This is a genomic window from Alteromonas lipotrueiana (assembly GCF_019249245.1).
GTDB classification, from domain to species: Bacteria; Pseudomonadota; Gammaproteobacteria; order Enterobacterales; family Alteromonadaceae; genus Alteromonas; species Alteromonas lipotrueiana.
The window spans coordinates 35,333-49,755 of the sequence record NZ_JAESDK010000012.1 but is presented as its reverse complement, the minus strand read 5'-3'; the positions used below and the strand labels follow the sequence as shown (position 1 = coordinate 49,755).

Here is a 14,423-nt window from a genome sequence, read left to right as displayed (position 1 = left end):
ATGGCACCATGACTGATATGATGCACCAAGATGTGGATCCACAAGAAACACAAGAATGGCTGGAGTCAATAGAGTCAGTTTTAGAAGAAGAAGGTATTGAAAGGGCTCACTTCTTATTAGAATCACTAATTGAGAAAGCACGCAGAAATGGTGCCCACTTACCCTATGATGCAACAACCGCTTATCTGAACACCATACCGCCAGGGCAAGAGCCTACCATGCCGGGCGACCAAACCATTGAAGGCAAAATTCGCAACGCGTTACGTTGGAATGCCTTGATGATGGTATTACGTGCCTCTAAAAAAGACTTAGAGCTGGGCGGTCATATCTCAAGCTTTGCTTCATCGGCAATGCTGTACGATGTGGGTTTTAACCACTTTTTCCGTGCGCCAAATGACAAAGACGGCGGCGATTTCCTGTTTATTCAGGGCCATGTGGCACCGGGTATCTATTCGCGTGCCTACATTGAAGGCCGGTTATCAGAAGATCAGCTTGATATGTTCCGCCAGGAAGTGGACGGCGAAGGGCTTTCATCGTATCCGCATCCGAAACTGATGCCTGACTTCTGGCAGTTTCCTACGGTATCTATGGGTCTGGGTCCGATGCAGGCTATTTATTTAGCCCGATATCTGAAGTATCTGACCAACCGCGGCTTAAAAGACTGTTCTGAACAGCGCGTCTGGTGTTTCCTGGGCGACGGCGAGATTGATGAGCCTGAAAGCCTGGGCGCTATTGGCCTGGCCTCACGTGAAGGGCTGGATAACCTGACGTTTGTGGTTAACTGTAACCTTCAGCGTCTTGACGGCCCGGTACGCGGTAATGGCAAGATTATCCAGGAACTGGAAGGCACATTCCGCGGAGCTGGATGGGAAGTTATCAAGGTTATCTGGGGCCGTTACTGGGATCCACTATTGGCTCGTGACAGTTCAGGTAAACTGCTTGATCTGATGAACGAAACCGTGGACGGCGAGTATCAGAACTTTAAAGCAAAAGGCGGGGCATATACCCGCGAAAAATTCTTTGGCAAGTACCCAGAGCTTAAAGAGATGGTGTCCAATATGTCTGATGAAGACATTTGGCGTCTGAACCGTGGTGGTCATGATCCGGTAAAAGTCTATGCGGCATACGATCGCGCGACTAAAACTGAAGGCCGCCCTCAGGTTATACTGGCGAAAACGGTCAAAGGTTACGGAATGGGCGAGGCCGGTGAAGGCAAAAATATTGCCCACCAAGTCAAAAAGATGGACATGGAAGCTGTAAAAGCATATCGCGATCGCTTTAAGATTCCTGTGTCTGACGAAAGCCTGTCTGACCTGCCGTATTACAAGTTTGACGATGACTCACAAGAGATGAAATATCTTAAAGAGCGTCGTGATGCGCTGCACGGCTTTATGCCGCGTCGGTTAGCAAAAAGCACCGAAGACCTGCCAGCGCCTGATTTAAAAGTTTTTGAATCAGTAACTAAAGGCTCGGGCGATCGTGAAATTTCAACCACGATGGCGTTTGTGCGGGTGCTTACCGCCATGCTCAAAGATAAGAAAATTGGCAAGCGGGTAGTGCCGATTATTCCTGATGAAGCCCGTACCTTTGGTATGGAAGGCTTGTTCCGTCAGGTCGGTATTTATTCATCGCAAGGTCAAAAGTACGAACCACAAGACTCTGATCAGGTGGCGTATTACCGTGAAGACACCAAAGGTCAGGTGTTGCAGGAAGGTATTAATGAACTGGGCGCCATGGCTTCGTGGCTGGCTGCAGGTACCTCTTATAGCACCAACGATCTGCCAATGATCCCGGTATACATTTACTACTCAATGTTTGGTTTCCAGCGTGTAGGCGACCTGGCCTGGGCAGCAGGCGATTCACAGGCACGGGGATTCTTAGTGGGCGGTACCGCGGGTCGTACCACACTAAACGGTGAAGGTTTGCAGCATCAGGATGGTCACAGCCATACCCAGGCAGCTCTGATTCCAAACTGTATTTCTTACGATCCAACTTACGGCTTTGAAATTGCGGTTATTATGCAAGACGGTATGCGCCGGATGTTCGAAGAGCAGGAAGATGTATTTTATTATCTGACCGTGATGAACGAGAACTACAAGCAGCCGCAAATGCCAAAAGATGTTCAAGAAGGCATTGTAAAAGGTATTTATTTGCTTGATACCGTGGGCGAAAGCGACAAAAAAGTGAAGCTTTTGGGCTCGGGTACGATCTTAGAGCAAGTACGTGAGGCAGCAAAACTGCTGGCCGACAATTACAACGTTGAGTCTCAGGTGTACAGTGTAACGTCGTTTAACGAGCTTACCCGTGACGGTATGGCTGTTGATCGCCACAATATGTTGCACCCAGACGCTGATGCGCGTACCGCGTACATCACAGACGTATTAAACAACGGCAACGATGGCCCCACCGTGGCAGCCACCGATTACATCAAAAACTATGCTGATCAGGTACGCAACTTTGTACCTGGTAGTTATCGTGTACTGGGAACTGACGGCTTTGGCCGCTCTGACAGTCGTGCAAATCTGCGTCGTCACTTTGAGGTTGACGCTGCCTATGTCGCTTATGCTGCACTTTATGAGCTTTATAAGGCTGGCGATTTAGAGGCGAAGACGCTGTCAAAAGCGATGAAAGATCTGAATATTGATTCAGACAAAGTTAACCCACTGTACGCGTAAGCACAGGAGAGACAACAACATGGCAGATATTAAAGACGTTCTCGTACCCGACCTAGGTGAAGACGAAGTAGAAGTCATTGAAGTGTTGGTGGCAGAGGGCGATGACATTGAAGCGGAAGACTCACTGGTTACTGTTGAAAGTGACAAAGCCAGTATGGATATTCCGGCGCCCTTTGGCGGTAAAGTCAGTACTTTAAAAGTAAGCGTTGGCGACAAGATTTCTGAAGGCGATTTGTTGATGCAATTAGAAGCTGCTGGCGATGGCAACAGCGACGATGATGCCGAAAGCTCTGAAAGCTCTGAAAGTGACTCTGACTCGGAGTCTGAGTCAGACGATCAGAGTAAGGCTTCTGCTGAAAACGCTGAGCAAGACAAGTCAGACAAAGAGGCTAAGTCAGCATCTGAGCAAAATGAATCAAAAGCCGACAACTCTTCAAAAGGGGGCAGCAGTTCGACCATTGAAGTTACCGTGCCCGATATTGGTGATGCCGAAGAAGTTGAGATTATTGAGGTTTTGGTAAGCGAAGGCGACACCGTTGAAGCAGAAGATGGCCTGATTACCCTTGAAACCGACAAAGCCACTATGGATGTGCCTTCTCCTAAAGGCGGTAAAGTGGTTAGCCTGAAGGTTAAAGAAGGCGATAAAGTCAGTGAAGGCTCGCTGATTTTGATGCTTGAGGTCGAGGGTGAAAGCGGCGCTGATGAGGCTGGTGAAGACAGTAGTCAGAACCAAAACTCCGGCAGCGACAATAGTCAGTCTGATAAATCAGATGATTCGCAAGCATCAAAAGATGAAGATGAGAGCAGCCAGGCTGACTCATCAGATGATGGCGCAGAAGAAGAAATTGAAGTTACGGTTCCTGATATTGGCGACGCCTCAGACGTTGAGGTTATCGAAGTATTGGTGAACGAAGGCGATACCATTGACGCTGAAGACGGGTTAATTACCCTGGAAACTGATAAAGCCACCATGGATGTACCTGCACCCAAAGCCGGTACAATTACCAAAATGCTGGTTAAACAGGGCGACAAAGTGTCCAAAGGCTCTCAGGTTCTGATGCTTAAGGTTAAGGGAAGCGGCAGTAAGCCGGCGACTAAAACCGAAGATAAACCCGCTGAAAAAGAACCAAAATCGTCAGATAAAGACGCTGGTCAGGACAACAAGTCTCAAGACAGTGATCGTCCTAAACCGCCACCGGTCCCGCATCATCCATCGGCAGGCGAAAAGCAGAAGTCGGGCAAGGTGCATGCATCGCCATCGGTACGACGCCTTGCGCGCGAATTTGGCGTAAACCTCTCAGAAGTGTCGGGCAGCGGCCGTAAAGACCGGATATTGAAAGAAGACGTTCAGTCTTACGTAAAATATGAGTTGTCACGTCCTAAGGCTACTGCGGGCTCTGTGGGCAAAGGCGAAGGCGGTGGTTTACAGGTTATTCCACAACCTAAAGTTGATTTTTCTAAATTTGGTGAAGTCGAAGAAGTTCCGTTAACACGTATTCAAAAACTGTCAGGACCAAACCTGCATCGTAACTGGGTGACTATTCCCCATGTAACACAGTTTGAAGAAGCGGATATCACCGACGTAGAAACGTTCCGTAAAGAACAAAACCAGGTTGCTGAAAAGCGCAAGTTGGGCTTTAAAATCACACCTTTGGTGTTCATGATTAAAGCGGTAGCCGATGCGCTCAAAGCCTATCCAATTTTTAATACTTCACTTTCTGAGTCAGGCGAGTCTTTAATTCAGAAAAAGTATTACCATATTGGTATAGCAGTAGACACACCGAATGGTCTGGTTGTTCCGGTGGTTCGTGATGTCGATCAAAAAGGCATTCATGAGCTATCAAAAGAGCTGATGGACATTAGTGTGAAAGCTCGCGATGGTAAGCTGAAGTCTGCAGATATGCAGGGCAGCTGTTTTACTATCTCAAGCTTAGGCGGTATTGGCGGTACGGCTTTTACCCCCATAGTAAATGCGCCTGATGTTGCCATTTTGGGTGTGTCTAAAAGCGAAATGAAGCCGAAGTGGAATGGTAAGGACTTTGAACCTCGCCTGATGTTGCCACTGTCATTGTCTTATGACCACCGGGTTATAGATGGTGCGGTTGCTGCGCGGTTTGCAGTGCATTTGAAAGCGGTGTTAGAAGACCTGCGCCAAATGCTGCTATAGACAAACTATCAATAAGGGGAGCAAAACATGCTCCCCTTAATGCTTTTTTGCGGGTAAATAGCCCGCTTAGCTTTACAGGGCTCACTTGCCCTAGTTAAACTTATTAACGCATTATTTTCAGATATTTGACAACTTTGAGGTCAAGATGAGCGAAATTAAAACTCAGCTAGTAGTATTAGGCGCGGGACCAGGTGGTTACTCTGCGGCGTTCCGTGCTGCCGACATGGGCGTAGAAACCGTTATTGTTGACGCCCGAGAAACACTGGGTGGGGTATGTTTGAATGTTGGGTGTATCCCTTCAAAAGCCCTGCTGCATGTCGCCAAGGTAATGAAAGAAGCCAAGCAAATGGCTTCTCACGGCGTAAGCTTTGGCGAACCAGAAATTGATTTAGACAAACTGCGTGATTATAAAGACTCTGTAGTTGGCCAGCTGACAAAAGGTTTGTCAGGAATGACCAAAATGCGCAAAGTTAAACACGTACGTGGTACAGGTAAATTTACCGGCGCCAACACCTTAGAAGTTGAAGGTGAAGACGGGACTACCACTATCAATTTTGAAAATGCGATTATTGCTGCAGGTTCTGAACCGGTTAAATTGCCGTTTATTCCTGAAGACGATCGGGTTATCGACTCTACCGGCGCTTTGGAAATGAAAGACATTCCAGAGAAAATGCTGGTATTGGGCGGTGGTATTATTGGTCTGGAAATGGGCACCGTCTACGACGCATTAGGCTCAAACATTGATGTGGTCGAATTTTTAGATCAGCTGATTCCGGCTGCTGATAAAGACATCATGAAAGTATTCATGAAAGAATACAAAAACCGTTTCAACATTATGCTTGAAACTAAAGTAACCGATGTTGAAGCTAAAGACGACGGCTTGTATGTAACATTTGAAGGCAAAAATGCGCCTTCAGAAAAAGTACGTTACGACAAAGTATTGGTAGCGGTCGGCCGTACACCAAATGGCAAAAAAGTCGGCGCCGATAAAGCCGGTGTTGAAGTAGACGATCGTGGTTTTATTAACGTGAATAAGCAAATGCAAACTAACGTTAAAAATATCTACGCCATTGGTGATTTAGTCGGACAACCGATGCTGGCGCATAAAGCAGTACATGAAGGTCATGCGGCTGCTGAGGTGATTGCGGGTAAGAATCATTACTTTGATCCGCGTTGTATTCCTTCCGTTGCGTATACCGAGCCAGAAGTTGCCTGGGTTGGATTGACCGAAAAAGAAGCCAAAGAACAAGATGTGAACTACGAAACTGCGTCGTTCCCATGGGCTGCGTCAGGACGTGCTATTGCCTCTGATGCAACCAACGGCTTGACCAAAATGATTTTTGACAAAGACTCAGGTCGGGTTATCGGTGGTGCTATTATAGGTACCAACGCCGGCGAAATGCTGGGTGAAATTGGTCTTGCTATTGAAATGGGTGCAGATGCTGAAGATGTCGCATTAACTATTCATGCGCACCCCACGCTGAATGAGTCAATTGGCCTGGCCAGTGAAATCTTTGAAGGCACCATTACTGATATGCCTAACCCGAAGGCAAAGAAGAAAAAGTAAACAATGATGATGTTGGTATAAACACCAATATTGCCTGATAAAAACCCGTTGTGCTCAGGCGCAACGGGTTTTTTTATGGCTAATGATTTATTGCAAAATATTTCAAAAACCAAGGTGCTTTAGCCACAGGTGGCTACCCACAATAGGTTAGCGAGCGGGGCTTGCCACATCAGGCACGGTATCGAGCTGTTCACAGACTTGCGAAATGCAATCGTAATGATGCTGGGCTTTGGCATCGCGCACTGCCTGCTCACAATAGCTTTTACGACAATGTTGATTTAGCAATTGCTGGTGCTGCTCGACACGCTGATGAACAATTTTGGCCACGTGACGACGAAGCCATTGTAAACCCGGATCGTGATCTTGGCGTTTATGCCATAACAATGAAACCGGCGTAGGCGACACCTCAATCGGGCTTTCAAACACCGCCAGCTGCTTTGAAAATATTTCGCGTTCAAGCACCATTGATGGGGCGGCGCAAATCAGATCGGTTTGTTTTAGCAAGCCAGGTACATTGAAAAAGTTGTTGACCGACATAGCAACCCGACGCTTTTTACCCAGGCTCTGTAAGGCAACGTCGGTAGGGCCTGTTGCATCACCGGTTAATGACACCAGCAGATGATCGGCTTCGATAAATTTTTCTAAGGTTAACTGCTGTTGCGCCAGCGGATGACCGGGACGCATAACCACTACATAGCCTGGGTCTAACAGGTGTTCTGAACGAATCACACTTTCTGACTGTGTATATTTAGAGATAGCCAGCTCGGCTTCGGCGGCTTTTAATATATCGGCAGAGCCAATAGAGGGGTTAGGCACCGCGTAAATATTAATCCCCGGTGCTTCGCGCTCGATAACCTGGCGCAGCGGGCCCCAAATCATATCGACAAATGTGTCGGTAGCGGCAATACGAAAGGTGCGTGATGCGGTTGCAGGGTCAAACTGACTGGGATTAACCGCATCTTCCAAAGCACTTAACGGCGTTTGAATCTGGCTCCACATGTTTTTTGCAAATGCCGTAGGCTGGATACCACGCCCATCTTTAACAAACAGCTCATCGCCCCATACCGCACGCATCCGTGACAATGCATTAGACACCGCAGGCTGAGTCATAGACAGCCGGTCAGCAGCACGTGTAATGGCACCTTCTGTCATAATTGCATCAAAAATCATCAGTAAATTTAATTCTTGCGGACGCATCAGATGTAGCTCCTGGTGTAGCGGTAGTGTAAACAAAATATATATTACACCAGATGATGTGTTGCATTCAAAAATATAATTATTTTTATTGTATAAGTGGGTTCATAATCCTCAGCTTATATTTTCCCGGACTCTACAGGTATTAAATCGTTATGCTATTAATCAAGCGTTTAAGTCTACTTATTATAGGGCTTTCGTTAGTGACCGCCTGTTCACAGGACAAGGTAACCGAACAAGCTGGCCCGAGTGCCCCGGCCGGCGTGCCCGTTGATGTGGCGCCCGTTGTCGCTCAGCGTATCACCGAGTGGGACAGCTTTACCGGACGTTTGGAAGCCCCTCAGCAAGTGTCGCTGCGTCCGCGGGTATCGGGCTATATTGATTATGTCGCATTTGAAGAGGGCGAATATGTTGAACAAGGCGATACGCTGTTTTTGATTGACAACCGCCAGTTTAAAGCTGAGGTCGAGCGTTTAGAGGCACAGTTGCGATCGGCGCGTAGTCAGTTGCGCCTGGCTACCCAGGATAAAACCCGCGCACAAAGCCTGCGCCAAAGCCAGTCAGTCTCTCAGGAAGTTCTGGACACCCGTACCAGTGGCGTAGAGCAGGCTCAGGCGCAGGTGGCACAAACCGAAGCCGCGCTAGAACTGGCGCGGTTAAATCGTGGCTTTGCACGGGTCGACGCGCCTATTTCGGGGCGTGTTTCAAGGGCCAATATTACTAAAGGTAACTATGTTACCGCTGGCCAGTCAGTATTAACTTCCATAGTCTCGACACAAAAACTCTACGCTTACTTTGATATTGATGAGACCACCTGGCTGAACTATCAGCAGCAAAAGAGCAGCGAAGCCGTGGCGGCACAGCCGGTGGCAATGCGCCTGGCCAATGAAAGTGATTACAAGCACTGGGGAAAGATTAACTTTGTTGATAATCAGGTTAACAACGACACCGGTACACTGCGGGTGCGCGCAGTATTTGAAAATGAAGACAATTCATTAATCCCTGGACTGTTTGCACACCTTAAGCTGGCCGGAGCTAAACCTATAGACGGTATTTTAGTGGCTGAGAAAGCCATTGGTACCGACCTGAACAATAAGTACGTGATGGTGGTTAATAAAGACAATAAAGTAGAGTATCGCGCTGTGACCATGGGCGATAAAGTGAGCGGTTCATTACGTATTATCAAAAGTGGTCTGAAGGCACAAGACACCATTGTGGTTAACGGATTACAGCGGGTACGCCCCGGTGCCACGGTTAAACCTAACCAAATTTCGATGGCTAATGACAAAACCCTGAAGCAGTTACAGGTTTGGCAGCAGCGTGTAGATAACGCCCAGGATATTGCCCGTCACAGTAACACCACAGCGCCGGCTGGAGTCCAGTAATGAATTTTTCGCGCTTTTTTATTCACCGGCCTATTTTTGCGGCGGTCTTGTCGTTACTGATTTTTATAGGTGGCGCTATTGCTGTCTGGAAACTTCCCATTACTGAGTACCCAGACGTGGTACCCCCTACGGTCGTGGTTACCGCAAGCTATCCGGGCGCTAATCCTAAAGTTATTGGCGAAACGGTGGCCACGCCTATCGAGCAGGAAATTAACGGGGTGCAGGATATGTTGTACATGTCTTCGCAAGCCACCTCTGATGGCACCATGACCCTTACGGTAACCTTTGCCATTGGAACCGATCCCGATGAAGCTACCACGCTGGTGCAAAACCGGGTAAACCGGGCGCTGCCGCGGCTGCCCGAAGAGGTGCAGCGATTAGGTGTTGTCACTGAAAAGTCATCGCCCAATTTGACGATGGTGGTGCATTTAACCTCACCAGATAACCGCTACGACATGTTGTATCTGTCTAACTATGGCGATCAGTATGTTAAAGACGAGTTGAATCGCATTGACGGAGTAGGGCAGGTTCGTTTGTTTGGCGCCGGCGAATACAGTATGCGGGTGTGGCTGAACCCCAATAAATTAGCGGCCCTTAAAATGAACCCCGGTGATGTGGTGCAAGCCATTCGTTCGCAAAACCAGCAGGCAGCAGCAGGCAGTTTGGGGGCTCAGCCAACCGGTACCAGCGAGTTTCAGTGGCTGATTAATGTTCGTGGGCGCTTGATAGAACAAGATGAGTTTGACGACATTATTGTTAAAACCGGTGACAATGGCGAAATTACCCGGCTCAAAGATGTTGCGCGCACAGAACTGGGCGCAAACAACTATGCTCTGCGTTCGCTGCTAAATAATCGGCCGGCAGCCGCTATTCCGGTGTTTCAGGCGCCTGGGTCAAATGCCATTCAAATTTCTGACGACGTGCGGGCGCGCATGGCCGAACTTGAAAAGGCGTTTCCGCAAGGGCTTGAATACGAAATTGTGTATGACCCCACGGTTTTTGTACGAGGTTCGATTGAAGCGGTAGTGAATACGCTGCTTGAAGCTGTGCTGCTGGTGGTGCTGGTGGTGGTGCTGTTTTTACAAACGTGGCGTGCCTCTATTATTCCGCTGGTTGCCGTGCCTATTTCATTGGTGGGTACCTTCGCATTCATGCACCTTATGGGCTTTTCGCTCAACGCCCTGTCGTTATTCGGGCTGGTCCTGGCTATTGGTATTGTGGTCGACGACGCCATTGTGGTGGTAGAAAATGTCGAGCGAAATATTGCCGAAGGCCTGTCGCCGGTGGCCGCGACTACCCAGGCCATGAAGGAAGTGACCGGGCCGATCGTGGCGACCACATTGGTACTGGCCGCGGTATTCGTACCTACAGCCTTTATGAGTGGTTTGACCGGGCAATTTTATAAGCAGTTTGCACTGACCATCACTATTTCTACGGTGATCTCAGCCATAAACTCGCTCACCTTAAGTCCGGCGCTATCAGCGTTGCTGCTAAAACCACATGGCGCCAAAAAGGACTGGCTAACCAAAACCATGGACAAAGGCCTAGGGCGCTGGCTGTTTAATCCGTTTAACCGCTTTTTTGATAAAGCGTCGGCAAAGTACACAAGTGGAGTGGGTACTCTGGTACGCAAAGGCGGTATTGTGATGGTGCTATACGCCGGCATGTTGGCGTTAACCTGGCAGCAGTTTGCCAGTACGCCTACCGGCTATGTTCCTCCACAGGACAAAATGTACTTAGTGGCTTTTGCGCAATTGCCTAACGGCGCCTCATTAGACAGAACCGAGCAGGTGATTCGCGATATGTCAGCCATTGCTATGGAACACCCTGGTGTGTCTGATGCCGTGGGCTTCCCGGGTTTAAACATCAATGGTTTCACCAATAGCCCCAGTTCGGGCATTTTGTTCACCCCGCTGAAACCTTTTGACGAGCGGCAGTCGCCAGAACTGTCTGCTGCCGCTATTGCTGCTGATTTAAACCAGGCGTTCGGGTCAATTAAAGGCGCTTATGTGGCAATATTTCCACCTCCTCCGGTGCAAGGATTAGGCACCATTGGTGGCTTCAGGTTACAACTACAAGACCGAGGCTCCCTGGGTTTTGCCGAGCTTGAAAAAGTATCGAATGAGGTGATTCAAAAAGCCTGGGCCGACCCTGCGCTCACCGATGCTTTTACCAGCTTTACGGTAAATGTGCCACAGCTTGATGTTGACGTGGATCGCGAAAAAGCCATTACCCAGGGTGTTGATATTGATACGTTATTTAACACGATGCAGGGCTACCTGGGGGCTATTTATGTAAATGACTTCAACCTGTTCGGACGTACCTATCAGGTTAATGTGCAGGCAGATGCCCCTTACCGCCAAGATGTCGAACAAATTCAGCAAATGAAAGTGCGCAACAATGCCGGGGAAATGATTCCGCTGGGCTCTATGCTTAATATCGACTATAGCGCAGGCCCTGATCGGGTGATGCATTACAACGGTTATGTTACCGCTGAAATAAACGGCGCGCCGGCAGCAGGGTATAGCTCAGATCAGGCTAAAGCCGCTATTGAGAAAATTTTGGCTGACACCCTGCCTATTGGCATGAGCTACGAATGGACCGAGCTGACCTACCAGCAAATTCTGGCTGGCGATACCGCGATATATGTATTTCCGCTGGTGGTGCTACTGGTATTTTTAGTCTTAGCTGCGCAATACGAAAGTTTGCGTTTGCCATTGGCCATTATTTTGATTGTGCCAATGACCTTGCTAAGTGCGTTAATAGGTGTGGGTTTGTTTGAAGGTGACAACAATATCTTTACCCAGATCGGGTTAATTGTACTGGTAGGTCTGGCGACTAAAAATGCCATTCTTATTGTTGAGTTTGCCAAAGAGCTCGAAGAAGAAGGGCACAGTACTTTTAGTGCTATCAAAGAAGCGTCCCGGTTGCGACTACGCCCCATTTTAATGACCTCTATTGCCTTTATTATGGGCGTGCTGCCTATGGTGTTGTCTACTGGCGCCGGGGCTGAAATGCGCCAGGCTATGGGCGTGGCGGTGTTTTCAGGCATGATTGGCGTGACCCTCTTCGGGCTTATTTTAACGCCGGTATTCTACTACCTGCTGCAACGTAAAAAAGCCGACGAAACGACCTGACCAACCCAAGTGTTGCCCCTCTCTTTAACAGGGGCCTTTATACCGCCTTTCGGGGCGGTTTTTTTTGAGCATCGATAACCCCTTCAGCTGCCATTTAATCCTGTAGTTTAGCGATACCTAAGTATCAGTCGCGAATAGCTCACTGACGATGAATACTGCTATACTGGCAGTCAGTAAGTATTGACGGTAAAACAGGAATTTCCTGATGACAGATTCTTCGTCTTCAATACCTTCACAACTTGAATTTTTTGAAGTGCCCAGCCCGTGTATCGGAGTGTGCGAGTCAGGCCCTCGTGGGTATTGTAGAGGTTGCTTTCGAAGCCGCGAAGAGCGTCGATATTGGTTTGACGTCGATGATGCTACCCGCCGGCATATAGTTGCAGCGTGTCACAAGCGTAAAAAAGCGGCGCAGCGGCGGGCTCAGCAAACAGATACGCCAACACAAGTCATACCCACGCAAATTGATATGTTCAGTGATGAATAAATGTTTAGGTAAAATCGAGTCTTATTTACGATGACAAAAAATAACACAACGGCTAGTTCTTTAAAAAAATATGCTTCACTGGCGACTCAGTCGTTTACGCTGCCCGACATTTGTCTGCGTATACGGGAGATTCTGGATGATCACCGCTCTGATAGTGAAGATATAGCGCGATTGATTGCCGTAGATCCGTCGCTAAGCGGTAAAATTTTAAAGCTGGCAAATAGTGCGTTGTTTCGTTTTCCTTCACAGATAGACTCTATCAGTAAAGCCGTGAGTGTAATAGGCGGCGAAGCTTTGTACAATCTGGTGGTAGCCGAAACCGCGACTACCGCGTTTAAGGCTTACGATACCCCCCTTATAAATCTGGAGGAGCACTGGCAAAGCTCAGTATATACCGGTGTTATTGCAAAATATCTGGCTAAGCAAATGGGTGTTCGCGGCAGTGACCGCTTTTTTGTGAATGGTATCTTGCTTAATTTAAGTGAGTTAGTGGTCGCAAAGTTTAACCCCAAGCTATATCGCAACTATACATTATTGTCTGAAGGCACCCCATGGGCCAGGCAGCAGGCCATATTTGGTTTCGACTTTGCACACTTAAGCGGGCTGATTATGGAAAAGTGGCAACTGCCGTTGCCTTTGTATTATCCGGTACAGCATGTAAACAATACAGAAAAACAGTATCACGAAAAGGATATTGCTTTATTAGCGTGTGCTCTGCGGGTTACAATTTGTCAGGCACGGCCAGAAGCGTCAAAGGATATTGACCTTTTTTCGCCTGCAACGAACATCATGTCAGCGATATCACCTGACAGCCTTGAAAATATCACGGCGTATGCGAACAATGAAGCCAAGAAAATTTCTTCGCTTATTTATTAATAACCATTCCACGGACCGGTTTACCAAAGCGCTAAAATAATCGAATCAACATGTATGCAAAACCAATCCAGATGCTGTTTGCTGGTTCTGGCTATCTGTCTGATAGGCAGTGTTCCATCTTATGCCGCCGATAAAAACCTGATTCAAACGTTGTATCATACCGACTTCACGTATCGCCAGGATGAAAATGAGGAATTGTTTTCACTAGATGGTGAGCTGGGTATTCTTAATTCTACCGGCAATACAGATGCGGTGTCGTTAAAAGCAGGGATTGCGGCAGAACATGAGACGTTTCACTGGGATAACAACTATTCGGCTGAATTATTGTATAAGCAGATTGAGGTGAAAAAAAACGGCGTCACCCGCGATCAGGTCAGTGCACAGCGATTTTTTGGCGCGGCTCAGTTCGATTACAAGCTACAGACACCCGGCCGCCGTTTGTTTATTTACGCAGACTACGAAAATGACCAGTTTAATGGCTACAATTATCGGGCGACACTGGCCAGCGGTTGGTCACAGCGGGTATGGAATACCGATGAAAGTATGCTTCGGTATAGTGTGGGACCGGGCTATGGGTTAGTGTCAGCGGAAGACGGAACCCAAACAAACATCAATAATGGCTTTATATTGCGTGCCTCTGGGGAATATCATTTTCAATGGCATACAGGTTCACGATTCAGACAGTTTCTTAGCGCCGAAATCGGACCTGACAATATTAAAACGCGTTCTGAAACCGCGCTGTCGGCGAACTTATTTGACTCGTTGGCAATGAAGTTATCATTTACTGCTTCTTTTGAAACCCAGCCACTGCCAAATGTTCCAAATCTGAACACCGAAACGTCACTGACTGTCGTGTATCGGTTTTTTTAAAGGCACTGAGCATTTATGGAACAAAAGCAGTACAAGCACAGCAATCCTTAATTTCGATTTTTCACTGG

Annotated in this window: 9 protein-coding genes; 8 read left to right on the top strand and 1 reads right to left on the bottom strand. The window is 47.9% G+C overall.

The genetic code is table 11. The annotated features are described in order from the left end of the window. The first annotated feature begins 8 nt into the window (after positions 1-8). From aceE to lpdA, 3 genes are all read left to right on the top strand, one after another. Positions 9-2,675 (top strand): pyruvate dehydrogenase (acetyl-transferring), homodimeric type, encoded by a 2,667-nt coding sequence (gene aceE / locus JK130_RS09480; protein ID WP_218354075.1) that lies wholly within the window; start codon positions 9-11, stop codon positions 2,673-2,675. A gap of 19 nt (positions 2,676-2,694) precedes the next feature. Continuing rightward, the gene (gene aceF / locus JK130_RS09475; protein ID WP_218354074.1) at positions 2,695-4,842 is read left to right on the top strand and encodes a dihydrolipoyllysine-residue acetyltransferase; all 2,148 of its coding nucleotides are present in this window, start codon (positions 2,695-2,697) and stop codon (positions 4,840-4,842) included. Positions 4,843-4,987: 145 nt separating this feature from the next. Next, on the top strand, positions 4,988-6,409 hold the full coding sequence (lpdA, locus tag JK130_RS09470; RefSeq protein WP_218354073.1) for a dihydrolipoyl dehydrogenase: 1,422 nt from the start codon (positions 4,988-4,990) through the stop codon (positions 6,407-6,409). A 147-nt stretch (positions 6,410-6,556) separates the two neighbouring features. Here lpdA and JK130_RS09465 read toward each other — a convergent pair whose 3' ends face one another. Further along, on the bottom strand, positions 6,557-7,606 hold the full coding sequence (locus JK130_RS09465; RefSeq protein ID WP_218354072.1) for a LysR family transcriptional regulator: 1,050 nt from the start codon (positions 7,604-7,606) through the stop codon (positions 6,557-6,559). A 152-nt stretch (positions 7,607-7,758) separates the two neighbouring features. On the opposite strand from JK130_RS09465, the gene JK130_RS09460 reads away from it, so the two are divergent. From JK130_RS09460 to JK130_RS09440, 5 genes are all read left to right on the top strand, one after another. Continuing rightward, positions 7,759-8,988: an efflux RND transporter periplasmic adaptor subunit gene (locus JK130_RS09460; RefSeq protein WP_218354071.1), complete on the top strand. Its 1,230-nt coding sequence runs from the start codon at positions 7,759-7,761 to the stop codon at positions 8,986-8,988. Beyond that, positions 8,988-12,125, top strand: coding sequence for an efflux RND transporter permease subunit (locus JK130_RS09455; RefSeq protein ID WP_218354070.1), 3,138 nt, complete (start codon positions 8,988-8,990; stop codon positions 12,123-12,125). Before JK130_RS09460 ends, JK130_RS09455 begins: the two co-directional genes overlap by 1 nt. A gap of 205 nt (positions 12,126-12,330) precedes the next feature. Beyond that, positions 12,331-12,609: a DUF1289 domain-containing protein gene (locus JK130_RS09450; RefSeq protein ID WP_218354069.1), complete on the top strand. Its 279-nt coding sequence runs from the start codon at positions 12,331-12,333 to the stop codon at positions 12,607-12,609. Positions 12,610-12,639: 30 nt separating this feature from the next. Next, complete coding sequence (locus tag JK130_RS09445; RefSeq protein WP_218354068.1) at positions 12,640-13,485, top strand: HDOD domain-containing protein; 846 nt, start codon at positions 12,640-12,642, stop codon at positions 13,483-13,485. A 54-nt stretch (positions 13,486-13,539) separates the two neighbouring features. Then, the gene (locus JK130_RS09440; RefSeq protein ID WP_218354067.1) at positions 13,540-14,355 is read left to right on the top strand and encodes a DUF481 domain-containing protein; all 816 of its coding nucleotides are present in this window, start codon (positions 13,540-13,542) and stop codon (positions 14,353-14,355) included. The last annotated feature ends 68 nt before the right edge of the window (positions 14,356-14,423 follow it).